The organism is Pseudoclavibacter sp. RFBB5 (assembly GCF_002931555.1).
GTDB lineage: Bacteria > Actinomycetota > Actinomycetes > Actinomycetales > Microbacteriaceae > Pseudoclavibacter.
Genome location: NZ_PSTZ01000006.1, coordinates 70,433 through 95,095, shown reverse-complemented (window position 1 = coordinate 95,095; position 24,663 = coordinate 70,433). Strand labels below are relative to the sequence as shown.

General features: G+C 68.8%; 25 protein-coding genes, 2 tRNA genes and 1 riboswitch. Of the genes, 11 read left to right on the top strand and 16 right to left on the bottom strand.

Annotated elements, in window-relative coordinates:
• Nucleotides 1-39: 39 nt before the first annotated feature.
• Both C5B97_RS06985 and C5B97_RS06980 read left to right on the top strand, forming a co-directional pair.
• Nucleotides 40-762, top strand: a complete 723-nt coding sequence (locus C5B97_RS06985) for a CPBP family intramembrane glutamic endopeptidase (RefSeq protein ID WP_104311396.1) — start codon at nt 40-42, stop codon at nt 760-762.
• A gap of 30 nt (nt 763-792) precedes the next feature.
• Entirely contained in the window at nt 793-2,082 is a 1,290-nt protein-coding gene (locus C5B97_RS06980; RefSeq protein WP_146080752.1) for a hypothetical protein, read from the top strand.
• A gap of 9 nt (nt 2,083-2,091) precedes the next feature.
• On the opposite strand, the gene C5B97_RS06975 is transcribed toward C5B97_RS06980, so the two are convergent.
• From C5B97_RS06975 to C5B97_RS06960, 4 genes are read right to left on the bottom strand one after another with little or no spacing between them, the layout of a single operon-like run.
• Nucleotides 2,092-2,553, bottom strand: coding sequence for a hypothetical protein (locus tag C5B97_RS06975; protein ID WP_104311394.1), 462 nt, complete (start codon nt 2,551-2,553; stop codon nt 2,092-2,094).
• Nucleotides 2,550-3,362 (bottom strand): DUF1275 family protein, encoded by an 813-nt coding sequence (locus C5B97_RS06970; protein ID WP_146080751.1) that lies wholly within the window; start codon nt 3,360-3,362, stop codon nt 2,550-2,552. The genes C5B97_RS06975 and C5B97_RS06970 overlap by 4 nt, the downstream gene beginning before the upstream one ends.
• A gap of 41 nt (nt 3,363-3,403) precedes the next feature.
• On the bottom strand, nt 3,404-4,042 hold the full coding sequence (locus C5B97_RS06965; RefSeq protein ID WP_104311392.1) for a flavodoxin family protein: 639 nt from the start codon (nt 4,040-4,042) through the stop codon (nt 3,404-3,406).
• A gap of 6 nt (nt 4,043-4,048) precedes the next feature.
• A complete protein-coding gene (locus C5B97_RS06960) occupies nt 4,049-5,227 on the bottom strand; it encodes a cupin domain-containing protein (protein WP_104311391.1) in 1,179 nt (392 codons plus the stop codon).
• A gap of 212 nt (nt 5,228-5,439) precedes the next feature.
• On the opposite strand from C5B97_RS06960, the gene C5B97_RS06955 reads away from it, so the two are divergent.
• Nucleotides 5,440-6,777 (top strand): ClC family H(+)/Cl(-) exchange transporter, encoded by a 1,338-nt coding sequence (locus tag C5B97_RS06955; protein WP_104311390.1) that lies wholly within the window; start codon nt 5,440-5,442, stop codon nt 6,775-6,777.
• Here the strand turns inward: C5B97_RS06955 and C5B97_RS06950 are convergent.
• The 3 genes from C5B97_RS06950 to C5B97_RS06940 all read right to left on the bottom strand — a co-directional run bounded on the left by C5B97_RS06950 (nt 6,766) and on the right by C5B97_RS06940 (nt 9,260).
• Complete coding sequence (locus C5B97_RS06950; protein WP_104311389.1) at nt 6,766-7,932, bottom strand: hypothetical protein; 1,167 nt, start codon at nt 7,930-7,932, stop codon at nt 6,766-6,768. The genes C5B97_RS06955 and C5B97_RS06950 overlap by 12 nt on opposite strands.
• 43 nt (nt 7,933-7,975) lie before the next feature.
• Nucleotides 7,976-9,133, bottom strand: coding sequence for a GDSL-type esterase/lipase family protein (locus tag C5B97_RS06945; protein ID WP_104311388.1), 1,158 nt, complete (start codon nt 9,131-9,133; stop codon nt 7,976-7,978).
• A gap of 54 nt (nt 9,134-9,187) precedes the next feature.
• A tRNA-Arg gene (locus tag C5B97_RS06940) sits at nt 9,188-9,260 on the bottom strand.
• Nucleotides 9,261-9,338: 78 nt separating this feature from the next.
• On the opposite strand from C5B97_RS06940, the gene orn reads away from it, so the two are divergent.
• Complete coding sequence (gene orn, locus C5B97_RS06935) at nt 9,339-9,959, top strand: oligoribonuclease (protein WP_181026934.1); 621 nt, start codon at nt 9,339-9,341, stop codon at nt 9,957-9,959.
• 49 nt (nt 9,960-10,008) lie between these two features.
• Nucleotides 10,009-10,084: transfer RNA gene (locus C5B97_RS06930), tRNA-His, on the top strand.
• Between the two features lie 134 nt (nt 10,085-10,218).
• Here C5B97_RS06930 and C5B97_RS06925 read toward each other — a convergent pair.
• Nucleotides 10,219-11,184 carry an EamA family transporter gene (locus tag C5B97_RS06925; RefSeq protein WP_104311554.1) on the bottom strand — a complete coding sequence of 322 codons (966 nt, stop codon included), beginning with the start codon at nt 11,182-11,184 and terminating at the stop codon, nt 10,219-10,221.
• 72 nt (nt 11,185-11,256) lie between these two features.
• Here C5B97_RS06925 and C5B97_RS06920 point away from each other — a divergent pair, with 72 nt between their 5' ends.
• The gene (locus C5B97_RS06920) at nt 11,257-12,183 is read left to right on the top strand and encodes a LysR family transcriptional regulator (RefSeq protein WP_104311386.1); all 927 of its coding nucleotides are present in this window, start codon (nt 11,257-11,259) and stop codon (nt 12,181-12,183) included.
• A gap of 142 nt (nt 12,184-12,325) precedes the next feature.
• Here the strand turns inward: C5B97_RS06920 and C5B97_RS06915 are convergent, their stop codons facing one another.
• A complete protein-coding gene (locus C5B97_RS06915) occupies nt 12,326-12,931 on the bottom strand; it encodes a phosphoribosylanthranilate isomerase (protein ID WP_104311385.1) in 606 nt (201 codons plus the stop codon).
• A 50-nt stretch (nt 12,932-12,981) separates the two neighbouring features.
• Nucleotides 12,982-13,752 carry a class I SAM-dependent methyltransferase gene (locus C5B97_RS06910; RefSeq protein WP_258068057.1) on the bottom strand — a complete coding sequence of 257 codons (771 nt, stop codon included), beginning with the start codon at nt 13,750-13,752 and terminating at the stop codon, nt 12,982-12,984.
• Nucleotides 13,753-13,811: 59 nt separating this feature from the next.
• Here C5B97_RS06910 and C5B97_RS06905 point away from each other — a divergent pair, with 59 nt between their 5' ends.
• Nucleotides 13,812-14,252, top strand: a complete 441-nt coding sequence (locus C5B97_RS06905; protein ID WP_104311384.1) for a cytidine deaminase — start codon at nt 13,812-13,814, stop codon at nt 14,250-14,252.
• Nucleotides 14,253-14,297: 45 nt separating this feature from the next.
• Complete coding sequence (locus C5B97_RS06900) at nt 14,298-14,645, top strand: metallopeptidase family protein (RefSeq protein WP_104311383.1); 348 nt, start codon at nt 14,298-14,300, stop codon at nt 14,643-14,645.
• A 26-nt stretch (nt 14,646-14,671) separates the two neighbouring features.
• On the opposite strand, the gene C5B97_RS06895 is transcribed toward C5B97_RS06900, so the two are convergent.
• Entirely contained in the window at nt 14,672-15,091 is a 420-nt protein-coding gene (locus tag C5B97_RS06895; RefSeq protein ID WP_104311382.1) for a hypothetical protein, read from the bottom strand.
• An 85-nt stretch (nt 15,092-15,176) separates the two neighbouring features.
• Here C5B97_RS06895 and C5B97_RS06890 point away from each other — a divergent pair, with 85 nt between their 5' ends.
• Complete coding sequence (locus C5B97_RS06890) at nt 15,177-15,788, top strand: hypothetical protein (RefSeq protein WP_104311381.1); 612 nt, start codon at nt 15,177-15,179, stop codon at nt 15,786-15,788.
• A gap of 24 nt (nt 15,789-15,812) precedes the next feature.
• Here the strand turns inward: C5B97_RS06890 and C5B97_RS06885 are convergent, their stop codons facing one another.
• The 5 genes from C5B97_RS06885 to C5B97_RS06865 all read right to left on the bottom strand — a co-directional run bounded on the left by C5B97_RS06885 (nt 15,813) and on the right by C5B97_RS06865 (nt 19,915).
• On the bottom strand, nt 15,813-16,364 hold the full coding sequence (locus C5B97_RS06885) for a hypothetical protein (RefSeq protein ID WP_104311380.1): 552 nt from the start codon (nt 16,362-16,364) through the stop codon (nt 15,813-15,815).
• Nucleotides 16,361-17,215 (bottom strand): energy-coupling factor transporter transmembrane protein EcfT, encoded by an 855-nt coding sequence (locus C5B97_RS06880; protein WP_104311379.1) that lies wholly within the window; start codon nt 17,213-17,215, stop codon nt 16,361-16,363. The genes C5B97_RS06885 and C5B97_RS06880 overlap by 4 nt, the downstream gene beginning before the upstream one ends.
• Complete coding sequence (locus C5B97_RS06875) at nt 17,212-18,738, bottom strand: ABC transporter ATP-binding protein (protein ID WP_104311378.1); 1,527 nt, start codon at nt 18,736-18,738, stop codon at nt 17,212-17,214. Before C5B97_RS06875 ends, C5B97_RS06880 begins: the two co-directional genes overlap by 4 nt.
• 5 nt (nt 18,739-18,743) lie before the next feature.
• On the bottom strand, nt 18,744-19,397 hold the full coding sequence (locus C5B97_RS06870) for an ECF transporter S component (protein WP_104311377.1): 654 nt from the start codon (nt 19,395-19,397) through the stop codon (nt 18,744-18,746).
• A 51-nt stretch (nt 19,398-19,448) separates the two neighbouring features.
• Nucleotides 19,449-19,558, bottom strand: a riboswitch (TPP riboswitch).
• Nucleotides 19,559-19,582: 24 nt separating this feature from the next.
• Complete coding sequence (locus tag C5B97_RS06865; RefSeq protein ID WP_104311552.1) at nt 19,583-19,915, bottom strand: hypothetical protein; 333 nt, start codon at nt 19,913-19,915, stop codon at nt 19,583-19,585.
• Nucleotides 19,916-20,064: 149 nt separating this feature from the next.
• Between C5B97_RS06865 and glgX the strand changes: the two genes are divergently transcribed.
• On the top strand, nt 20,065-22,260 hold the full coding sequence (gene glgX / locus C5B97_RS06860) for a glycogen debranching protein GlgX (RefSeq protein ID WP_104311376.1): 2,196 nt from the start codon (nt 20,065-20,067) through the stop codon (nt 22,258-22,260).
• A 31-nt stretch (nt 22,261-22,291) separates the two neighbouring features.
• Nucleotides 22,292-24,628 carry a malto-oligosyltrehalose synthase gene (gene treY, locus C5B97_RS06855; RefSeq protein WP_308471449.1) on the top strand — a complete coding sequence of 779 codons (2,337 nt, stop codon included), beginning with the start codon at nt 22,292-22,294 and terminating at the stop codon, nt 24,626-24,628.
• The last annotated feature ends 35 nt before the right edge of the window (nt 24,629-24,663 follow it).

Sequence of the window (24,663 nt, the reverse complement as noted above, 5' to 3'; positions counted from 1 at the left end):
GGCTCTAGAGCAATCACTCTAGAGTGCTTACTCTAGAGCATGGCCGAAACAGCATCCCAGCAAGTCGTGGAGCCCGTGAGACGCGTCAGCATCGGCACGCCCGCGTTCCCGCCACGAGCACGAGACGGCTGGCTCTTCGTCGTCGGCCTCCTGATCTTCTGGTTCCTCTTCAACGGCCCTCCCGCCGGTGAGATCGGCGGCTTCGACCTGCGCTTCGGTCTCGAAGGCCCCGCCTCGGGCAACCCCTGGAAGTGGGCGGGCGCCCTGCTCGTGATCGCCCTCGTCATCTGGGGAGAGCGGCGCGGCCTCGCCTCTCTGCTCATCACGAAGCCGACGGGCAAGGACATCGAGTGGGCGTTCTACGTCTTCGGCGGCGTCATGACCTGGTCGTGGATCGCCAGCCTCATCGCCCCTCAGGAGGACAACGACGGTGTGGGCACCATCTCGAGCATGAGCGTCACCGGCGTCGTCCTGCTCATCATCACGGCGGCCATCACCGAGGAGGTCGTCTACCGCGGCTACCTGCAGGAGCGACTTGGCTCGCTCATGCGGTCGAGGTGGATCGGGGCAGCCGTCAGCCTGGCGATCTTCATCGCGCCCCACGTCGTCTTCTTCGGGCCGAGCTGGCTCTTCCACCAGCTCGTCGGGTCGCTGGCACTCGTGGCGTTCACGCTCATCCGTCGCAACCTCGTCGCGACGATGCTGCTGCACCTGCTCATCAACGCGCCCATCCTCATCCCGACGGTGCTGGCGAAGCTGTGATCGCGGACACCGCGGACCTAGACTGGCGCGATGGGACTGCGTGTGGCTTCCGACCCGACGACAGGGCTCTCTGACGTCGCCTCGGCACGCCTCGCGAGCCTCGGCCTCCACCTCAGCGCTCGCGCGGACACCCAGGACAACCGCGCTCTGGCGCGCGTCCTCGAGTGCCCGTCCGACGCTCGACTGCGGGATGCCAGCCTGCGCGAGGTGATCCGGCAGGCGCTGGCGGATTCGAGCGCTCCCGCGACCGTCCTCGTGATCCCCGCCACCGACGAGGTCGGCGGTGGACCGATCGCCGTCCTGTCGCCGGCGGAATCCGTCACCTCGTACGAGGTCCACCTCGCCGCGGGCCTGTCCGCGGCCAGCGGTCGGCCCGTCGAGCACCTCAACGCGCGCGGCCAGTCCGGCTCGGCGACCTCTTCGGTGGCGCCCGCGAGGGCCCGCTCGAGGTCGGCGGCCTCTGGGTGGTCGGAACGCACGAGCCCCGACCTCGACCGCGCGCTGAGGAGCTTGCCGAGCCGCCCCTCGGTCATCGTGTACGGCATCGATCCGAGCAGCCCGACGCTCCCCCAGGCCGTCCTCGACCATCAGGACGCCGACCAGTTCCTCGTGCTCGACAGAGCGCACGCTCTGCTCGGCGCCGCGGTCGCAGCGCAGCTCGGTGCGATGGTCGAACTCGCGATCGGCGTGCGGCACTCGCTCGCACCTGCGACAGATGCACCTCCGGAACGTGAGCCGAAGTCCCAGGCACCCAGCGTTCCGGCGGTCCAGGCGACCTCGGGTCAGGCCCACATTCGAGCCTCGGACATCATCCACGCGAGCCTCACCGACCAAGAGCTGGTGCTCACGAACCGGACGGCACTGCGTGTCCGTCTCACCGCCGCGCTCGGCGCAGCCTCGCCTCCAGGCACCGCGGCCGCGCAGATCGCCGCGGACCTCGCGCCGGGCGAATCCCGACACATCGACACCGAGAGCATTCCCGCCCTGGCCGAGCTCGCCGCCCCGACCGCCGTCATGCGCAACTGGAGCCACTCCAGCAGCGAGGTCTACGAAGGCGGCGAGCGTCGCCTGCTCGCGCTGAGCGTGGGGGTGCTCGGCGACGACGAAGGCATCGTCCGCGAGCGAGGCTACGACGTTCCCAACGGTCTCGACTTCGCCATCACCGCGAGCCAGCTGCGCATCCTCGTCGGAGCAGAAGCCGCACGTGCCGTCCTCCCCGAGCCGAAGCGACCCCCCGCGTCAGCCGGGTGGGATGTGCTCGAAGCCCTCGAGGGTGCCCTGCGCGTCGGGGCATCCGCGATGCCGAACCCCGGCAGCTGATCGTGAGCGTCAGCTCTGCTCGAAGCGCACCCTGATCTTCACGAGCGCCGCATGGATGCCGTCTGCCTGGCGCAGGTACGCGGAGATGGCATGCGCATCGGCGTCGAGGGGCAGCGGCTGCGCCCCCACAGCCAGCACGATGTAGCGCCGGCCGACGGCGTGCCCGGTCCACTCGTCGCTCACGGACTGCTCGAGCCACACGCCTTGTGGGGTGCACAGCTCGACCTTGAGTGCACGGAGGGACGCGAACAGCACGTCGGTGCCGATGGGCAGAATGTCGCCGGAGGCGTCGAGACGCTTCATGCCGAGCCGTTCGGCGATCGACTCGACGCCCACGTTCTCGGCTTCGGCCTCTGGCCGGTCCTGCGGCGCAAGCGGGTGCGCCAGCACGAACGCGGTCGGCTCCCCGAATGGATTCGGCGCGGACCAGGTGGTCAACGCAAGGTCGGCAAGCGGCTGGGTGGCGGTCACGCGAAGCTCCCTCCCGGGGTCGGGTCGACGTTCTTCGACCGGCGCCCCAATGCTACGAGGGCCAGCACAAGCAGGATGACAGCCGGCACGAAGATCGAGGCTCCGTTCGCCAGGAAGTGGTCGGCGGCGAAGCCGATCGCGGCGCCCCCCGAGAAACCGAGGAGGGTCAGGAAGAAGACCCCTGACCACCTGAGGTTCGTGGAACCGTTGATTCCCTCCCGTTTGAACGCCGCCTGCACGAGGAAGTTGAACGCCATCTGCACCACGAAGGTGACTGCCACGTTGCCGTACAGCATGCCCCGGTTCTTGTGGAAGGCGTTGCCTTGAGCGCCGGCCACGAAGCTGATCCCGAGCGCGATGAAGCTGGCAACCGCCGAGTGGTCGGCGGTCAGGTCGATGCCTGCCGCGCGTCCATCCCCATCTCCGACGAACACGAAGGCGAGGATGCCGAGCAGCACCAGCAGCACCGTTCCCGTGAGGAGTACGCCCGGCGTGTAGACCCGGCCGCTCCGCTGGAACGCCGTCATGAGGACTCCGCAGGCCGCGGACCCGAGTCCGAAGGCGAGGATCGCGGCGAGGGGGAACACGATCTTCGCGATGTCGCCCTGGATGAGCCAGTAGCCGACGGAGATGATGTTGCCCGATTGCACGGTGGAAAACGTCCCGGCGTTCGCCAGCGACCAGGCATTCATCGAGCCAGCGGCGATGGCGAGCAGGAACCCGACCGAGCTCAGTTCCATGAGGGGGAAGCGATGCGGCGGGATCACCGCATCGGTTGGGTGCTTTGCAGTTTCTGGAGTCTCTGACACAGTCGAGTTCCTTTACAAGGTCGACGCGGACTTCGGTCTCCTCAGGAGAAGACGTCGGCGGCGGTTGGTGGGGGTTTCCGCTGACCAGACGGTGCCGGGCGTTCACTCAGGGTGGCGATGGCGGCGGTGACGGCGGCGAAGCGGGCGAGGTGCGCCCCGATCGCTTCTTCTGCGAGCTTGCGGTCAGCGAGCTTGCCGTGCTCGAGGACGAAGCTCAGCCCGTAGGGGTTGCCGTTGATCTTGTTGATGATCGGGTTGGCGGTGCTCGGCGGGACGATGACGCATCCCCACGCGGCTGCGACCGCGTTGAGGTCGTCGACAACACGTTCCTGGCCCGCGTGCGCGAACCCGGAAGTGGCCATCGCGGTGAAGGTCTTGTCCAGGAACCTGCCGGCCACGGCGGCGTCGTGGTGCTCGTCGATGAAGGCCTTGATCGACGCCGACGGCAAGCCGGTGTGGGAGGGCGAAGAGAACACGTACCCGTCAGCCCAGTCGAGATCCGCGCCGTCGGCGAGCGGCGCATCCGCGGCTGACGGCTGGACGTCGCCGGGCAGCGCGACTTCGGCGACTCTCCGCACCCGGACCTCCACCCCAGCCGCGGTGAGCGTCGTGTCGGCGAGTTCCGCGAGCTGCGCGTTGGCGCCAAACAGGCTCGAGAACACGATGAGGATGCGCGCCATGGCCGGCTACTTCTCGATCTTGGACTGGTCGTACCAGATGACGGGCGCGGGCTTGTCGTCGAGCGGCAGCGACTCCACGAACTGGGTGGTGACGTTGAGGTGGTCGGCCACGATCTGCGCCGGGTTCGACGCGAGCCACTTGTTCACCGAGACGTCTGAGTACTCGGGGTACTTGAACACCTCGACAAAGATGAGCTTCTCGTCGCCGATGTTCTGCACGTAGTGCCCGGCGACCAGGGGCACGATGCCGACGTCGCCCGCGTGGAAGTCGAAGGTCCTTGCGAGGCCGTTGGAGTCGAAGATCGACATCCTCGCCTTGCCTTGGATGTAGTACTGCCACTCGGCGGCCTTCGGGTGCCAGTGGAGTTCGCGCATGCCGCCTGGCTCGACCTCGACGAACGCGGCCGAGATGGTCTTGGCGGCCGGGAAGGCGTTCACGTCGACGATGCGCACGCGCCCCGCTTCCGACTCGATGGGCTCGATGGTCTCCATGTGGAGGGTGAACGGGGACGGAACCTTGCCTGCTGGCACCGGACGGTCGACCTCGGCGATGGGGCCGGGAACCTCGGCGGGGAAGATGTACTTCTCCTTCTTGGGGAAGACGGCGATCTCGCCGACCGTCTTCTTGAGGTTGGCGGCCACGATGTCCTGTGGCGTGTGCGCGAACCAGTCTGAGAGGAGGAACGTGAAGTTCTCGGAGAAATCGGGATCACTGAAGACGAGCAGGAACTCGACGCCGTCTTCGAGCGCCTGGATAGAGTGCGGCAGTCCCGCCTCGAAGTTCCAGAGGTCGCCGGCCTTGACGTCGTCGATGAACGAGCGGCCGTGTTCATCCAGGGCGGTCACGCGGCAGCTGCCGACGAGGACGAGACCCCACTCTGCTTCCTTGTGCCAGTGCATCTCGCGGTAGGCGCCCGGCTCGAGGGCCATGTCCACGCCCGCGACGTCGAGCGAGGACGGGATCTCGCGGTTCGTGACCTCTCGGGCCCATCCGCCGAGCTCGAGGCGCTGGTGCGCATCCGAGAACGAGAACTTCATGTTGGCCATCGTGCCGCTGTCGGTGTCGGGTGGTACGAGGATGTCGGGGTTCTCCCGGTCACGCCAGATGTCGCGAGGTCCGAGGTCGAGCCACCCCTTCGCATCGCTGGGGCGGATCGGCTGGGGGTTGTCGGGGGTGTCAGTCATAGCAACTCCTCGGAGCGGGGGTGATGAGGCACCGGACGGCGCTGTCCTTGGCCCGAGCATAGTGAGCGCGCGCCCGGAAACGAAGGCTTTGGAACGAACCATTTGTGCCAGGTGAGGTGCTTTCCGTGTCATCTTCGCTGCCCGTGCGGGTTGCAGGACAAGAGGAGTGAAACGCGTGCACGATCGGCGCGTAGCGACCTACGCTGAACGACATGACGCGCCCTCGGTCACCGTCCCAGGAGCTCGACCCGCCGCGTCCCCTCCCGGGGATTGCCGTGATGGGCGTCCTTGCGGTGATCGCGGGGGCAGCCACCGGGCTCGTCGGGGGTGCATTCCGGTGGTGTCTGGAGCGAGCGGGTGACCTGCGCACGGATCTCCTGCACTGGGCGGCTGCGATCGACGGCCCCGGCTGGCTGGTACCCGTCGCCACGACGGCGGCGGGCGCGGCGCTGGCTGCCGCCATCGTCGCCCTCGTCCCGCGGGCGATCGGCAGCGGCATCCAGGACGTCGAGGCGGTGAACCGCGGAGACCTCGAGGCTCCCCCGCTCCGTGTCCTGCCCGCGAAGTTCGCTGGTGGACTGCTCGCGATCGGTTCTGGTCTCGTGCTGGGCAGGGAAGGACCGAGCGTGCACATGGGCGCGGTCCTCGGGGCCGAGGCAGGGCGGCGGGCGGGCCGCAGCGACGAGGATGTGCGCCTGCTCCAGACGTCGATCGCGGGGGCCGGCCTGGCCGTCGCGTTCACCGCGCCGATCGGTGGTGCGCTGTTCGTGTTCGAGGAGGTCACGAAGTCCTTTCGCCCACGCATCGTGCTGCCGACGCTGCTGGGCGTGGCCTCAGCCGTCGGCACCTCTCACCTGATCCTCGGCGACCGGCCCGACTTCGATGTTCACGCGGTGCAGGCACCAGGCCTTGAGCTGCTGCCGGTGTTCGTCATCTTCGGCCTCCTGACGGGGCTGCTTGGGGCGCTGTATAACGTGCTGGTGGTTCGCGCGCTGGACCTGGTGGCGTTCGCGTCTCGAGTGCCGCAGATCGTGAAGGCCGCGGTCATCGGTGCTGTCGTCGGGCTCACTCTTGCCCTCGATCCGCTCCTCGCCGGCGGCGGCGACCCCGTGACGCAGCTGGTCCTCGGGGGCAGTGCCTTCGCTGTGCCACTGCTGCTCATGTACGTGTGCATCCGCTTCGTGGCCGGGCCGCTGTCCTACGCGGCGGGCACTCCCGGTGGCCTGTTCGCGCCGCTGCTGGCCGTAGGTGCGCTCTGGGGGCTGATCTTCGCGCGTCTCGTCGAGGCGGTGCTCCCCGGTCACGACGTGGGGGTGCCCATGGCGATCGTCGGTATGGCGGCTTTCTTCGCGGCAACCGTCCGCGCCCCGCTCACTGGTGTGGTTCTCGTCGTCGAGATGACCGCGATCACAGCGACCGCGGTACCGATGCTCGCAGCGGCCGGTGCTGCGGTCCTGGCCGCCTCGCTCGTGAGGTCCGCGCCGATCTACGACACGCTGCGCGAGCGCATGCTCCAGAGTTCAGGGGCCTCGGGCTCGTCAGGAAACTGATCGCTGCCGGGCCAGCCACGTGTGGTTCACAATCGCCTTGCTCACGGCCTCTCGGTATGCAGCGCCCTCCGGTCCCCGCTTGAGGTCGCGGGAGAAGAACGGCGACTCTTCGCGATGGGGAGACCCGTCGTGGATGCGCTCCGCCAGGTCCGCGAGAAACGCGCGGCCGACCGTCCGATACTGTGCGGCCTCCGCCGCGTCGAGCTGCAGCAGCGCGGAGTCGTCGACCATGTTCGTGACCACGTACCTGGCGTCGAGGAAAAGCTGGCCGGCCTGTTCGACGAGGAACCAGCGCCCCGGCTCGTGGTCGACGTAGTGCATGGCGTCGCGCTCTTCGGCGACGCGGGCGTCGTCGCCCCATTCCTCGACCGGCGGAATCGGGCCGAGCCGGTGCTGCCTGGCCTCGTTGAGCGCGAGGTGGGAGACGGTCGGTCCGACACCGTACTCGAGTGCGATGCAGAGGATGCGCCGGCACGTCTGGCACGTGAGCTGACTCTCGACGCGCTTCATGAGACCCGACGCGTGGAGGGGCAACAGGTCACGGATGCTGACCCAGCTGACGTCTTCCTTGAGGACTCCCGACGCCGCCGCATCCGTGATCGCATGCACCGTCGCCTCGACGTCGAGCTTCTCGGTTTCGTCGCGCACCAGGAGCTGACTGCAAGCCGGGCAGTTGTCGTCCTCGGGGCGGCAGGTGAGCCCCGGCTGCTCGACCGTGAACACGAGGCTCTCGAGGTTGCCCGGGTCGTTCCAGCCGCGATGGTCCTTGAACTCGGCTCGCGCGTATCCGCCGTCGAGTTCGAAGTACGGCGTGCCGAAGCCGGCGAAGCGGCGGCGCCCGTTCATCACCTTCTTGACGTCGTCGAGGGTCGCCGCGTTGGTGGCGCCGGGGATCCACTCGGAGAGATTGACAGCGCTGGTCTCCGACGACGTCGGCACCGTGTGCAGGACGACAACGACCAACGCGTCGTCGTGCAGGATGAGCTCGGCACCCGACGCGAAGCGCACGCGGCGGGACAGCACGGCCGGCTCGCCGAAGGATCCCTCGGTGGCCGTGAACTTCTCGCCACCGAGGGCGTCGATGAGTCGCCGGACGGGCGCATCACGCTCAGCGAGGGCGAGTGCGTCGAGGATCATCGGGAGTCGGGAGTCCATGCTCCATCGTCGCAGGCCCGACTCGACGCCTGGCCGGGGCGGTTCAGGAACGAGCGCTGAACGGACCGTTGGGGCCGAACGCGTAGTCGGCAAAGCGGTCGCCCATGAGCTGGTGCGCTTCGGGACCCGGGTGCAGGTCGTCCGGCAGCGGCAGTCGCCGCGCATCCGCCTCGCCGTAGAGCTCGGTGCCATCGAGGAAGAAGAGATTCGGGTCGGATGCGCGACGCTCCGCCAGGGCCGCGAGCTCGCGCCGAATGACGCCGAGCGTGAGCCGCCCCTGCGACTCGTCTCCCGGCGTCCCCGTCGCGATGAACTTGACCTTGCCGGTCGCGAATGATGCGGGATCGAACGCGCCGGGCCCGGCCGTGTGCTCGTGGATGCCGCAGAAGATGGGCGAGATGAGCACGATCGGCGTCTCGGGGTGCCCGTCCCGGATCGTGTCGAGGAAGCCGTTGACGGCCGGCACGAACGCCCGCACGCGCATCGCGTCGGCGTTCACGACGTTGATGCCGAGCTTCACGCTGATCAGGTCCGCTCGAGTATCGCGCATGACACGGGCGAGAAAGGGGTCGACCATCGCGCTGCCGCCGAGCCCGAGGTTCACGAGTTCAACCCCGCCACGACGCGCGGCGACTGCAGGCCAGATATCGCTGGGCGAAGTTGCGTTCGAGCCGTGACTGATCGAGCTGCCATGGTGCAGCCACACACGATCGGACACGGTCACGGGCTCGAGAGGCGCGTCCGACCGGAGCTCGATCAGCTCGACCGACTCGTTGTGAGGCAGCCAGAACTCCACGCGCTTGGTCTCGCCAGGTGCAAGACCCTCGATGGTCGTCGTGTGCGATGGCCCCTCGCGGAGCGACGTCGCGCCCGTCTGCAGATCGACCTCGACGGCATCACCGCCGGTCAGCTCGTCGCTCGCGAACTTCTCGCCGTCGACGAAGACATCGACGCGCCCCCGCGGCCGGTCGATGCCCGTGTAGACGGACCTGGTCGGCAGCAGCTCCAGCTCAACCCGCTCGGCGGTTGTATCGGACACCACGCGGACGCCGGAAGGCTGGCTCTCGACCAGCAGCAGCTGCGGGTCCGGGAACTGCGCACGAACGTGTGCGGGGAGCCGGTGCGGCCGCACTCCCCTGTTGGTCTGCTCGAACTCTGCGGCTCCGCGGACGAACTGGGGCGTGGGGTGGGTGACGATCACGTGGAAGCCTCCGGAATCGGGGGGCGGCGGTGGCCGAGGCGCTGCGAAGAAGAGTGCCCCAGGCAGGATTCGAACCTGCGACCGACGGATTAGAAGGCCGTTGCTCTATCCACTGAGCTACTGGGGCGCGATCCCAGCCAGCATAGCGGGCCACGCAACGCTCCACTGGCCGCCACGGGCCCCGGGAATCACTACGATGTCCCTCATGGCTATTGCTCAGGAGCGTCTCGTCTGGATCGACTGCGAGATGACTGGCCTCGACCCGTCGATCGACGAGCTGGTCGAGGTCGCCGCCTTCGTGACCGACAGCGATCTGAACATCCTCGACGAGGGCTTCGAGATCGTCATCTCGGCGAGCGAGGCCGCGATGGCCAACATGGGCGAGTTCGTGACGCAGATGCACACGACGTCCGGCCTCATCGAGGAGATCCCGAACGGCGCCACACTCGAGGCGGCCACCGCTGAGCTCCTCACGTACCTGAAGAAGCACGTGCCCGTGCCCCGCACGGCACCGCTCGCTGGCAACACGATCGGCACCGACCGCATGTTCCTCGCGAAGTACATGCCAGAGGTCGACCAGCACCTGCACTACCGCAACGTCGACGTGTCCACGCTCAAGGAGCTGTCACGTCGCTGGTTCCCCCGCGTCTACTTCCACTCCCCCGACAAGGACGGCGGCCACCGCGCGAAGGCCGACATCCTCGAATCGATCCGCGAGCTCAAGTACTACCGCAAGGCAGTGCTCGTGCCCGAGCCCGGACCCACCAGCGAGGAGCTCCGAGAGGTCGCAGCCGAAGTGGTGAACGACTTCGCCCAAAATCTGTAATAGACTCTCGTAGTCGCAGGCGAGCGAGAGCACGCAGGCGGCAGACATGGTGGGTATAGCTCAGCTGGTAGAGCGCCTGGTTGTGGTCTAGGAGGCCGCGGGTTCAAGCCCCGTTACTCACCCCATGTTGAAGGCCCCGAGTCCTGAGGACTCGGGGCCTTCGTCGTTGGGCCGCACGTCCCCTCCAGAGAGCGTCCGGCCGCATTCACACGGGAGATGCCGGTTCCCAGTGCCTGGAACTTGCATTCCCCGTGTGCTTCTAGCGAGGCGCGGGGGCCTCGAGTCTGGGTGAGTCCGGGATGGGCGGCTCAGCGAGCGGCGCGTCAGGCGCGCTCGGTACCGGGGCAGGCACGAGCGCCGCGGCGGGCATCCTGCTCGCCCACAGCACTCCGAACAGCACAACCGCGCCGCCGACGAGCTCCAGCGGGCCGGGGCGCTCCCCCAGCACCAGCCACGCCGTGGAGATGCCGACGACCGGCACGAGCATCGAGAACGGCGCGACGACGCCGGCCGGGTGGCGTTTCATGAGCCACACCCAGATGCCGGATCCGAGCACCGTGCCAAGCACGATCGTGTAGACGAGGCCGACCCAGGCGGGGACGGCGGCGACGGTCCAGGCCGTCGCGAGCGACGCCCAGATCTGCTCGGGCCCCTCGACGAGCAGTGAGACGGCAAGCATCGGGATGGGCGGCACCACGGCCATCCACATCGTCAGGTGCAGCGGCTTCGGCGGCTCGGCCAGGCGGCTAGAGATGTTGCCGATCGCCCAGCCGAACGCCCCGATGACGACGAGCAGGAACGGCCACCAGCTGCCGGAGCCGCCGCGTGCCACGCCCACCAGGAGGAGGCCTGCCACCGCGAGCGCGATGCCGACCACGCGACGGGTTGTGAGCTTCTCCCGAAGGAAGATCGCGCCGAGCAGCACCGTGAATGGCGCCGACATCTGCAGCACGAGCGATGCGAGCCCGGTCGGGAAGCCGGCGGCCATGCCCAGGTACAGGCCGACGAACTGCAGGGTGCCGAAGCCGAGCCCGTAGCCGATGAGCCAGCGCAGCTTCACGTTCGGGCGCGGGATGAACAGGATCGTCGGGATCGCGAGCAGTCCGAAGCGCAGAGCGATGAGGAAGAACGGCGGGAACTGCTCGAGCGATGCGTGGATGGCGAGGAAGTTCACGCCCCAGAGAACCGCGACGAGGCAGGCGAGGGCGACATGACGGGGAGGCACGAGATCAGTGTCGGGCGCATCCACCATGAAGCACCAGTGCTGATGCGTGACGTGTCCCTGTAGGCTCCCTTCATGGAGTTCAGGCACCTCGAGCTGCTCAGGGAGCTGTCGATGCGCGGCACCCTCGCCGCAGTCGCGGAGGCCACGCACCGCACGCCTTCCGCCCTCTCGCAGCAGCTGAAGACCGCCGAGCGGGAGTTCGGCGCGCGCCTCGTCGAACCGTTCTCCCGCGGCCTGCGGCTCACGACTGCCGGGCAGATCCTGGCCGACGGCGCGGACGAGGTCGGCCGAGCGCTCGCCGAAGTGCAGGCACGGCTCGAGGCGAGTCTCGGCGAGCCGAGCGGCACCGTGTCGATCGGCGCACTGCCCAGCGCCAGCGAGGCCCTCTTCCCCGGCCTCCTGCGCCGAACGGCAGGGTCGGCCATCGACCTCGAACTCGACGACTTCGACCTCGCCGAGTCCGAGTACGCCGCCAGGACCCTCGACGCCGACATCGTCATCGGACACAGCCTCACCGGTGACGTACCGAGAGGAGCAGAGCACCTGCACACGCGCGTTCTGGCCCGCGAGCCGATCGACGTGGCACTGCCCTCGACGCATCCGCTCGCCTCCCAGCAGCGACTCGCGCCCGACGACCTCGTCGGCACGACGTGGGTGGGCGTGCCCGTCGGCTACCCGTTCGACAGCATCCTGATCGCCGTCGAGAATGGGACGAGCACGAACCTCGAACGTGTGCAGCGGCTGCGCGACAACCGCCTCGTCGAGGCGCTCGTCGCCGCGGGCTCGGGGCTCGCGCTCCTCCCCCGGTTCACGACTCGACCGCGGCCCGGCGTCGTGCTGCGACCGCTCGATGGCGTTCGCTCGGTGCGCAGCATCGTCGCGTTGGCACGCCCGGACCGCCACGCCCGATTCGCTGTACGCACCGTGCTCGACCACCTGACCTCGGCCGGGGAAGACCTCGAGGCCACGTTCGCGGAGGCTGAGTCACCGCGGTCCTGACCAACTTCAGTGCTCAGACGGGGGCTGCGGGCCGGATGCGCCACCCAGCGGCGCCTTCATCACGCAAGTTGGCCAGGCGAGCTGGACCGGGACGCGTCCTCGTCCCAGCACCTCGGACAGCGTGGAGCCGGTCCGCGACTCGTCAGCCAGCGCGCTTCGCGGCGGCGACGAAGTCTCGGATGCGCGCATGATCCTTGACGCCCGGCGCTGACTCGACGCCGCTCGAGACGTCGACGCCCCATGGGCTCGCTTCGCGGATGGCCTCGGCGACGTTGCCCGGGTGCAGGCCTCCCGCGAGCAGCCAGCGCCCGTCTGGGCGACGGCGGACGAGTTCCGAGAGGTCCCATCGCTCGCCGGATCCCGGTTTCGGCGCGTCCAGCAGCAGGAGCTCCTCGCCGAATGCACCGACGCGCAGCTCAGGGTCGTCGGCGAGGGAGGTGGCCCTCCAGGTGCGCGGGAAGATCGCGCCGGCCGCGCGTACTTCCTCGCCCGTGTAGGAACCGTGGAGCTGCAGCACGTTCGCGCCGACGGTGGCCGCGATCTCGGCGGCGTCCGTGGACGGCATGTCGTGGACCACGAGCACACGGTCGACACTCGCGGGCACAGACGCGAAGATCTCGGACGCTTCGTCGGGGGTACGCCGCCTGGGGCTCGTGCGGCTCATCACGATGCCGATCGCGTCGGCACCGCTCTCGACGGCGACCGCCGCCGACTCGACAGAATCCAGGCCACACACTTTGACGTACACGCGAGAATCCTAGGCGTTCGGGTCAGCGGGCCGGGCCACGCACCCGACTGTCAGTCGCGAACTGCGGTGAGCCGAAAGCGACGCTGCGTCACAGTGATCGGCTGCGCCGCGTCGAGCCGTCGGAGCTGCTCGACGTTGCTGTCGACGCTGAACCCCGGGACATCCCAGGGGACCAGAGCGAGGTACTCGACGAGCGACAGCGCATCCGCGAACGTCATCTGCCCAGCCCACTCCTCGGCGACACCGATGCGAAACCCCTCCGCCCGCAGGGCCGAGACCGCGTTGGCGAGCGTCACGTGCTCGTACTGGGGTTCGCCACCGAACCATGCTCGGAGCTCGTGCGCGTCCCGGCCATCGACCTGCTGCGTCAGGAACCGCCCGCCGAAAACCAGCACCCTGGCGACCTCGCTCGCATCGAACTCCTCATGACGGGCCACGATCACGTCGAGGGAGGAGTCGGCGAACGGCAGCGGCTCCCCAGACTCGATGTCGTGCGCATGCACGTCGACACCGAAAGGCGCGAGGTTCTCTCGCGCCACGGCGACGTTCGGCTCCCACCCCTCCGTCGCTGCGATCTGCAGCGGGGATGCGTGGATGGGCAAGGAGCGGATGAGTGCGATGAGCCGCTCGCCGCCGCCCGTGCCGAGATCAGCCATGCTCGTCGCTGTCGTCATAGCGGCCCGGCACTCGGCGTCGAAGTCCCAGGGCGGATCGTCGGCCGTCAGGCGCCCGTCCAACGCGGCGAAATCCCAGCCGATCATCTGCGCATTGGCGTGCGCATCGCGCCAGGCCTGCACCTGTGCATCCGGAGAGCCGTTCACGTGGCCAGGCTACCGAGTGCGCGAGCCCCGTCCCGCGGCTGGCCTCGTAGGCTTCGGTCATGAGCACCTTCGTTCCGGCGTCAAGCCTGCCCGTCTCCGAGGTCGAGCTGGCCGTCGTCGAAGCGGCACGTTCGACGATCGACGCGGCCACCGATGCTGGTCCGGACGAGGACGGCATCCATACCGTGGGGGCAGCGGTCCGCTCGGCGGACGGAACGATCCACGTCGGCGTCAACCTGCATCACTTCACGGGCGGTCCGTGCGCTGAGCTCGTTGCTCTCGGCGCGGCCCGAGCCGCCGGCGCCCGCGAGCTCACGCACATCGCTGCAGTCGCGAACCATGGGCGAGGCGTCATGAGCCCCTGTGGACGCGATCGGCAGGTTCTCGCCGACCACTACCCCGACATCCGCGTCATCCTGCCCTCACCGGGCGGGTTGATCAGCGTCACCGCGCGCGAGCTCCTGCCACTCGCCTACGACCACGCCGCGCAGCAGGTCTAGCCGTCAGTCGGTGCCCATCCAGCACCCCTGAGCCACAATGGGCGGATGGAGATGTCGCGCGAGGACTTCGAGGCCCTGGTCGTCGACGAGCTCGATGAGCTGCCCGATGAGATGGTGGGCGGCCTCGACAACGTGATCTTCGTCGTCGAGGACCGGCCAGAGGACGGCTCCCTCGACCTCCTCGGCGTCTATGAGGGATTCGCTCTCACGGACCGCGGCCAGTACGGCTTCGGCGAGCTGCCGGACCGAATCGTGCTGTTCCGCGAACCGCTGCTGTCGATCTGCGATGACGAGGCCACGCTGCGCGATGAGGTGCACACGACGCTCGTGCACGAGATCGCGCACTTCTACGGCATCGACGACGCGCAGCTCCACGAGCTCGGCTGGGCGTAGCGTGCAGGCCGCTCCTCGCTGGCTATCTACTCGTAAAGACTGAGGAAGGCGACGTCCTCCGCTGGGCAGCTGGCGGGGAAGTTCTCGTAGCCCTCCGGAGAGTCTCCCGAGCTGTAGCCGCCACCCCCGTCAATGAACTCGCCCAGCAGCACGACCTCCCCGTTCGGCAGCCTGACGCCGGCCTCGTCCTCGAGCACTTCGGTGCCCTTCGGGAACTGGGTCGTGATGAACTCCGGCGCCTCGGGCTGTCCGAAGGAGATCGACAACCCGAAGCATCCGTCCGCGTTGCGTGTCAGGTTACCGGCAACGATGGCGAGTCCGCTGAAGCCGCTCGATTCAGCTGCCACCCACAGATCGGGATGCGTCGGCGTCGGGGCCGCGTTCGAACAGCCGGTCAGCGCCAGGAGCAGCGCCGCCCCCGCCAGACTCGCTGAAGTGGCTCTCATGCGTTCTTTCTAGCAGTCACCAGCGGAGCAAGCCAGGCGCATCCGCTGCCCGACTTCCATTCGCTTCGCCCGGTACGCTTCCTGGATGCACCCACCGGCACCAGCACGCGAGCCCCTGCGGGTCGGCCGCCTCCTCTGGGGCATCGCCCTGCTGCTGGCCGCCCCGGTCTTCGCGATCTGGATGGCCGTGACCGGTCTGCTCTCGGCGCTCGCCGCCGCCAGCATCACCGGAGAGGCGAGCGCTGCCGTCCCGCCCCTCATCTCGGCCGGTCAGACCCTGCTCTCCGCGTTCGCCTTCTGGGCGATGTTCGTCTCAGCTGGGGCCGGCCTCGTCGTGCTGATCCTGCTCGGGGTGCAGAGCATCCAGGCCGCCCGCCGCCCGCTCGCCGCCTCCGGCCCGAGCTTCAGCTCCGTGCTGTGGGGCTGGGGGCTCGCGATCCCGTTCGCAACGGGCATCGGGGCGCTGGTCGGGATGCTGTTCCGGTCGACCGCCGACAGCATCGGGACCGACCTCTCGCTCGATGCTGGCCCGGGCACCGGCATCAACTATGACGACGCCGTCCACGGCCTCATCACCGGCGGTGCGTGGCTCCTCGTGGCGGTCGTCGGGCTCGCCCTGGCCGTGATCCTCACGGTGCGCTACGTGCGCGCGCGGCGGCAGAGCAAGAACAACGCAAGTGGCCGCAGCACACGCTGAAGCGGCGCCCGTGCGGACGAGGCTTCAGGCGTCGGGCGTGTCCTCGATGACGACGTCGGCGAGCAGGAACGGCGCGTTGCGCCGCCAGTGCTCCCGCTCCTGCGCAGCCCACATCTCCCAGAACTCCTCGAAGACACCGATGTCACCGGGCCGCGACAGCGCGCGAGGCTTCCGGTGCGCCTCATCGAGCTCGATCCAGACCGCCGTGGTCGCGAGCGGCGCGCTCTCGCGCGACAGCGCTCCGCATCCCTCGATGATGAGCGGGGCCGACGCGTCGATGTCCCGCCACGGGCCGGGTGCATCCGCCGCCCAGTCCCAGCTCTCGTAGCCGGGATGCGCACGGCTCAGCATGTCGCGGTGCACGGCCCGCGAAGCGGCGGCGAGGCCTCCCCAGCCCGGGTAGGCGTCGTCGAGCGACACCAGCTGCGCGCCACCGAATCCGCGCGCTCGGAACTCGTGGAGCAGTTCACCCGCGAGCGTCGTCTTCCCCGACCCTGAGCCGCCGTCGATGAGGACCACCGGCCGCCTGCCACCCGAGTCGGCGAGCACCCGGTCGAGCAGCGCTGCCGCCCTCATGCGCTCCCCACCAGCCGGTACGAGCCGAGCGCGACGGCCACCGCGACGGCGACCGCGGCGATCCCCACGGCGGCGAAGACGAGCACGAGGTCTCGCCAGCCGAGCCTCGATGGCCGCGCCCAGGTGCGTGCCACGTCTTCTGCTCCGAAACCGCGCGCCTCCATGACGGTGGCGAGCGTCCCCGCCCTCCTGATCGCGAGTGCGAGGAGGGCGAACGCCATCGTCATCAGTCGGCGGACGGCCCCGGAGTCGCCCAGGCCGCGAGCGCGCCTGGCCTGGCTCATCGCCGTCCAGTCGTCGCGGAACACGGCAAAGAGGCGAATACCGGCGAGCGCCGACACGACGAACCTCGCTGGCAGATGCGCAACCTGGGCGAGCCCGTCCGCGAGTCTGGTCGGGTCGATGCGGCTCAGCGCGACGAGGGTCGGCACACCGATCGCGAGCACGCGCGCGCCGACGGCGATGGCGAGCTGGATGGAGTTGTCAGTGATGTTGGCGTACAGGAACTGCCCGTAGCTCTCGCCTCCCGGCTTCGCGTACAGCAGCATGCTCGTGGCTGAGACGGGCGCCGCGATGAGCAGGATCCAGCTCGAGCGCAGGATCTCCACTGGGCGCACGCCGGCGACCCCGAAGGCGACCATCGCGAGCACGAGGGCGGCCAGCGCCGAGACGATGTCCAGCGTCGTGAGCAGCGGAATCGAGTACAGCACAGCGGCGAGGAAGGGCGTGACCGGGTTGACGCGGTCGAGGAACCTGCCGCCGACGGGCAGCACCTCGAGCGGCACGCCGTCGCTGTCGACCTCCACCGACCTCGCCGGCTGAGCACCCGCCGGGGCGATGCCGCCGCTCATGCAGGCACCTTCTCGTCCTTGCGGTCGTGCGCGCCGATGCGGATGCACTGGTCGCCGAGCACGCGCACGAGCTGTTCGTCGTGGGTCACGGAGACCAGCGCGTGTCCTTCGGCGACGAGGCGAGCCATGATGACGACGAGTTCCGTCCAGGTCCTGCGGTCCTGCCCGAAGGTCGGCTCGTCGAAGATGAGGACCCGAGGCGCCGTCGCCAGCACCGTCGCGACCGAGAGGCGGCGCTGCTCGCCGCCGGAGAGCGTGAAGGGGTGCGCTTCCGCGAGGTGGGTGAGGCGCAGCGCGGCGAGGAGCTCGTCGACGCGCTGGCTCGTCTCGCGCTTGCCGCGGCCCGCCGCATCCGGGCCGATTTCCAGCTCGCGGCGCACGGTCCCCGCGACGAACTGGTGCTCGGACTGCTGGAAGACGGTGCCGATGCGCGTCAGGAGCTGCCGTGAACGCCAGGCGGACGGATGCGGGCCCGCCGGAGGAGCCGTACGGAAGCGACCGAGCCCCCAGCCGCCGCGGCGCGCACCCGCGTCATCGCCCGCATCCCGGAGCGCCTGCGTCGCCCGCACCTCGCCCTCCACGGGCGTGAGCAGTCCGGCGAGCGTGAGCGCCAGCGTCGTCTTCCCCGCCCCATTGGGGCCCAGCACAACCGTCGACTCCCCCGCGCGCAGGGTCGCCGACAACTGCGTGTGCAGGGCATGGTCGGCCCGACCGAAGCCGAGCCCGTCGGCGATCAGCAGCTCCTCCCCAGGCGAGAGAAGGGCACGCGGCACGTGCGGTTCGTGGCCGCCGATCCACACGCCGGCGGCGAGCAGCGACTCGCGGTGCTGCTCGAGGACCAGGTCAGGGGTGCCGTCGGCGAGGAGATGCTGCTCGCCCCCGAGCACGACGACCCGGTCGACGCTCGAGCGCCACACGTCCACCCGGTGCTCGATGACGATGAGCGTCGCGCCGGACGCCTCCGCTGCGCGGACCACCGCCTCGCGCACCTCGTCCACTCCGGCCGGGTCGAGGTTCGCGGTCGGCTCGTCCAGCAGGATGAGGTCGGGGCGCATGGCGAGGACACCCGCGATCGCGAGCCGCTGACGCTCGCCGCCGGACAGCTGTGCCGTCGACCGATCGAGGGGCATCCGCAGTCCGACGGCGTCGAGCGCCTCGCGCACCAGCGCCCACGTCTCCGCCCGTGGGACACCGAGGTTCTCGCAGCCGAACGCCACGTCGTCGCCGATACGGGCGAGCACCGTGTTCGCCTGCGGGTCCTGCAGGACGAGACCGACCGTGCCGCGTGCATCGCTCGGGTGCTTGCCATCGACAAGCAGTGAGCCAAGCTCCTGCCCGTCATCCTCATGATCGCCGAGCACCCCCGCCAGGGCGGCCAGGAGCGTGGACTTGCCAGCCCCCGACGGCCCAAGCAGCAGCACAGCCTCGCCAGGCTCGATCGTCAGGTCGAGCTCGGCGACGGCCAGCTTCGCCCGGTCGGCGTGGCGCCAGCCCCACCCCCTCGCCTCGACTCTCGCGCCCACGAGCGCTAGCCGATTCGCTTCGAGCTTCTACCCGCAGCGAAGCGGTTCAGTGCACCGGTCGCCGCGAGCGCGCGCGTCAGGAGCCAGCCGACGACACCAGCGAGCACGGCACCCGAGAGGACGATCGAGACGAGGTAGATGGTGAGGAACTCCGGACCCTTCTCGATGTTCGCGCTGAGAAAAAGCTCGAGCGTCCACGCCGCGACCGCAGCCCCAGCCCCAGCCAGCATCGCGACGCCGAGGCCGAAGCGCTTGTAGAAGAACAGCAGGAAGATGAGCTCAGCGCCGAGGCCCTGCGCGATGCCCGAGTACACGGTCTCGATCGACCACTGGCTGCCGAGGAGCATCGAGACGCTCGCCGCGAGCACCTCGACGAAGAGCGCCGCGCCGGGCTTGCGGATGATCAGCCCGCCCAGAACCCCGCCCAGCAGCCAGATACCGACGGCGATACCGCCGACACCCGGCGTGAACGCATCCATGACCGTGAACCACGCGTAGCCCACGCTGTTCCAGACGATGAAGATGAGCCCCGTCGCGACGCCGAGAACGGCGGCCGTGACGATGTCGATGACCCGCCAGCGGAAGCGGCTCTTCGGCGACCTCGCCTGAGCCGGCCCCTGCGCTGGGGAGGTGTGAGATGGAGTTGAGGAAGTTGTCATGCGGTGTGCCCTTTCGAGTGAAAGTGCACGGGCGCAGAGCCTGGGGTGGCTCTGCTCGGAGATGTGCCTCCCTGCGCTGGCATTACCCAGATCAGGTTTGACGGTCGAAGGCTTGTGCCTTCCTCTCAGCCCGGACTACCGGACTCCCGTGAACACCTCGAGTATAGGCCGAAGCGAGCCCCGAGCTACTTCTTGAGGGCCTTGATGAGACGCGGAAGCGCGTGCCCGACCGTCCACACCAGCGGAATCGAGACGACAAGCAGCGTGATGATGTTCGGGCGGAAGCTCGTGCCGAACTCGTCATCGACGTACGCGCCGACGGGGACCGCCATGCCGCCGCCGCCACCGCCGGACGAGCTCTCCTGCCCCTCCTCGTTGCTCTCGCCGCCGCCGTAGCCGTACGAGACGAGGGCAACGGGAAGGATGGTGGCCTTGCCAAGCTCCACCTTCTCGCCGTAGGCGAGCGTGACGCCGAGCTTCTTGACGGAATCGGTGAGGTTCTGCGTGAGGTTCGTCATGCGGCCAGCGTAGGTCGTCGACATGCCTGCCAACCAGGAGAACTCCTGTGTGCTGGCGGGCGAGAGCGCTCCCACCCTTTGGTAGCTTTAGTGCCTGCATCCACACGCGATGTTCTTCGGCGAAGCAAGATGAAGCAATAGGAGCGTGCATGAAAACGTGGCCCGGAAATGCCTACCCCCTCGGAGCGACGTTCGACGGAAGTGGCACGAACTTCGCGATCTTCAGCGAAGCCGCCCACAAGGTCGAGCTCTGCCTCTTCGACGACGACGGCAACGAGGAGCGGGTGAGGCTCCATGAGCGGGATGCGCACGTCTGGCACGCCTACCTGCCGCACGTGCAGCCGGGCCAGCAGTACGGCTACCGCATGCACGGCGACTACGACCCGGCGACCGGCAGCCGCTGCAACCCCGCGAAGCTCCTCCTCGACCCCTACGCGAAGGCCACGACCGGAGACATCGACTGGGACCAGTCCCTCTTCAGCTACAACTTCGGCGACCCAGACTCGTTCAACGACCTCGACTCCGCGCCCCACATGATGAAGGGCGTTGTCATCAACCCCTACTTCGACTGGGCTGGCGACCGGAAGCCGGGCATCCCCTACAACGAGTCCCTCATCTACGAAGCCCACGTGAAGGGCCTCACCCAGCTGCACCCGGATGTGCCCGAGGAGATCCGGGGCACGTACGCCGGCATCGCGCACCCCGCGATCGTCGAGCACCTCAAGCGGCTCGGCGTCACCGCCATCGAGCTCATGCCCGTGCACCAGTTCGTGCAGGACAGCACCCTCATCGAGAAGGGCCTCCGCAACTACTGGGGCTACAACACCATCTCGTTCCTCGCCCCGCACGCCGACTACGCCTCCCAGGGGACGGCCGGGCAGCAGGTGCAGGAATTCAAGTCCATGGTGCGCACCCTGCACGCCAACGGCATCGAGGTCATCCTCGACGTGGTCTACAACCACACGGCAGAGGGCAACCACCTCGGCCCCACGCTCAGCTTCCGCGGCATCGACAACGCCGCCTACTACCGCCTCGAAGAAGACGACAAGCGGTACTACACGGACTACACGGGCACCGGCAACTCGCTCAACATGCGCCACCCGCACTCGCTGCAGCTCATCATGGACTCGCTGCGCTACTGGGTCACCGAGATGCACGTCGACGGCTTCCGCTTCGACCTCGCCTCCACCCTCGCCCGCGAACTCCACGACGTGGACAAGCTCTCCACCTTCTTCGACCTCGTGCAGCAGGACCCGGTGGTCTCGCAGGTGAAGCTCATCGCCGAGCCGTGGGACGTCGGCCCCGGTGGCTACCAGGTCGGCAACTTCCCGCCGCAGTGGACGGAGTGGAACGGCAAGTACCGCGACACCGTCCGCGACTTCTGGCGCGGCGAGCCCTCCACGCTCGGTGAGTTCGCGAGCCGCATCACCGGGTCCGCCGACCTCTACGAGCACTCCGGACGGCGCCCGTTCGCATCCATCAACTTCGTCACGGCCCACGACGGCTTCACGCTGCGCGACCTCGTCTCGTACAACGAGAAGCACAACGACGCCAACGGGGAGGACGGCAACGACGGCGAAAGCCACAACCGTTCCTACAACCTGGGTGTCGAAGGCCCGACGGATGACCCCGAGATCAACGCCATGCGCGCCCGCCAGCAGCGCAACATCATCGCGACGATGCTGCTCAGCCAGGGTGTCCCCATGCTGCTCCACGGCGACGAGCTGGGCCGCACCCAGCTCGGCAACAACAACACCTACGCGCAGGACAGCGAGCTCAGCTGGGTGCACTGGGAGAACGCCGACGAGCCCCTCGTCGAGTTCACGAGGGCCGTCGCGCAGCTGCGCGCCGACCACCCCACGTTCCGACGCCGCCGATTCTTCAACGGCCGCGTCGAGAAGCGCGCCGAGGGCTCGGCACTTCCCGACATCGTGTGGCTCTCCACCGACGGCACGCAGATGGCGTCCGAGGACTGGAACGCCGAGTTCGTGAAGTCGATGGGCATGTTCCTGAACGGCAACGCCATCGCTGGCCGCGACGAGCGCGGCGAGGAGATCACCGATGTGAGCTTCATGGTCTACTTCAACGCCAGCGAGACCGTCGTCGAGGCGACAATCCCGAGCGTCGAGATCACGTCGCACTGGGACATCGTCATCGACACGTCCGGCATGCACACCGACCTCGAGGGCATCGAGCCGGGCGCGACCATCCCCCTCGAACCGCGCTCGCTGGTCGTGCTGCGAGAGGCTGAGCTCAAGGAGAAGCCGGACCATTCCGTCGCCGCCTCCGTCGCCGCGATGACAACGCCCATCCCGATCATCACGCGGCCACCGCTCGGCAGCTGACGCCGCCCGCCCCATCTCAGTAGCACCCGCCGTGACGGAGACCATGATGCGCATCCCATCCAGCACCTACCGCTTCCAGCTGACGTCGGAGTTCGACCTCGACGCGGCCGCCGAGCAGCTCCCCTACCTGGAGCGGCTCGGCGTCGGGTGGGTGTACCTCTCCCCCATCCTGCAGGCCGCGCCAGGAAGCACCCACGGCTACGACGTCGTCGACCCCTCGAAGGTGGACGACGAGCGGGGCGGGCGGGAGGCGCTCGAGCGCTTCTCCGCGACGGCGCGCGAGCTGGGCCTCGGTGTGCTCGTCGACATCGTCCCGAATCACATGGGGGTCGACACGCCGCGAGACAACCCGTGGTGGTGGGACGTGCTCGCCCACGGCCGGGATGCGGCCCACGCCGAGTCGTTCGACATCGACTGGGAGGCCGGTGACGGCAAGCTGCTCATCCCAACCGTCGGCGATGACGACATGCCTCGCGAGCGCGGCGACGCGATCGCCAACGTGACCGTCGACCGCGAGGCAGGCGTGCTGCGGTACCACTCGACCGAGTACCCGCTCGCCGAGGGCTCTGCGCCCGAAGGCGCGTCGGTTCGCGAGGTGCTCGACAACCAGCACTACCAGCTCATCCACTGGCGCCAGGGTGACAGCCGCCTGAACTACCGCCGCTTCTTCACCATCACCTCGCTCGCGGGCATCCGCGTCGAGGACGACGAGGTCTTCGAGGAGGCGCACGCCGAGATCCTCGACTGGATGCGCCACCGCCTCGTCGACGGCCTCCGCATCGACCACCCGGACGGGCTGCGCGACCCCGGCGGCTACCTGCGGCACCTCGCCGATCGGACGCGCGGCGCGTACGTGCTCGTCGAGAAGATCCTGGAAGGCGACGAGTCGCTGCCCGCAGACTGGCGCACGGCGGGCACCACCGGCTACGACGCGCTCGGCCAGATCGACCGGGTGCTCGTGGATGCGGACTCCGAGGAGTTCCTCGACGAGCTCGCCGGCGCCGACGGCACCCCCGTCGACTGGGAACAGCTGATCCACGAGGCGAAGCGCGCCGTCGCGGACGTCTCGCTGAACGCCGAGATCCGACGGATCGCGCGCGAACTGCGGTCGACGGGCATCGAGGACGACCTCATCGAGGACTCGGTCGCCGAGATCGCCGCCCACTTCAGCGTGTACCGGAGCTACCTGCCCACCGGCTCCAACCACCTCGCCGACGCGGCAGAGGCGGCGAAGGAGCAACGGCCTGACCTGGCCGCATCGATCGCGCGCATCCTGCCGTTCCTCGAAGCCCCCGAAGCTGAAGCCGCGCTGCGGCTGCAGCAGACGACCGGCATGATCATGGCGAAGGCCGTCGAGGACCGCTCGTTCTACCGGTACGCCCGCCTCACCTCGCTCAACGAGGTCGGCGGCGACCCGAACGTCTTCTCGATCACGCCCGAGCGGTTCCACGAGCTGCAGACCACGCGCGCCCGCGACTGGCCGGACGCCATGACCACGCTGTCGACCCACGACACGAAGCGTGGCGAGGACACGAGAGCCCGTATCACGGCCCTCAGCGAGGTCCCGGAGTTCTGGGCCGAGAGCGTCGCCGAACTGCAGAACGTCGCCCCCATCGACGACAACGCCTTCGCCCAGCTGACCTGGCAGGCGATCATCGGAGCCTGGCCGGCCTCCCGCGAGCGCCTCAACGCCTACCTCGAGAAGGCCGCCCGCGAAGCCGACCTGCACACGAGCTGGACCAACCCCGACGAGGCATTCGAGGAGCAGCTGAGCTCGGCTGTCGACGCGGTCTTCGACAACCCCGTCGCGTCGAACATCGTGCAGAACGTCGTCGCCGAGACGCAGGCGGCCGGCTGGTCGAACTCGCTCACCGCCAAGATCGTGCAGCTCACGATGCCGGGCGTCCCCGACGTCTACCAGGGCACCGAGCTGTGGACCCGCACACTCGTCGACCCCGACAACCGGCAGAGCGTCGACTACTCGTCGCGCACCGCGGCGCTCGACGCGATCCTCCACGGGGCCGTCCCCGAGATCGACGACTCCGGCGCCGCCAAGCTGCTCGTCACGGCAGCCTGCCTTCGCCTGCGTCGCAGCCGCCCCGAGCTCTTCACCGAATACGAGGGCATCACGGCCAACGGCCCGGCCGCCGAGCACGCCCTCGCCTTCTCGCGAGGCGGCGCGATCACGATCGGCACGCGCCTGCCCATCGGGCTCGAGCAGGGCGGCGGCTGGATCGGCACCACCATCCCGCTCCCCGAGGGTGAGTGGATCGATCAGCTCACCGCCGCCGTCTACACGGGCGGCAAGGACGTTCCCCTCGCGGCGATCCTGCAGCAGTACCCCGTGGCGCTCCTCGCCAAGTCCTGACCAGCACCCGCATCCACCCTCGCCTGCCACCAAGG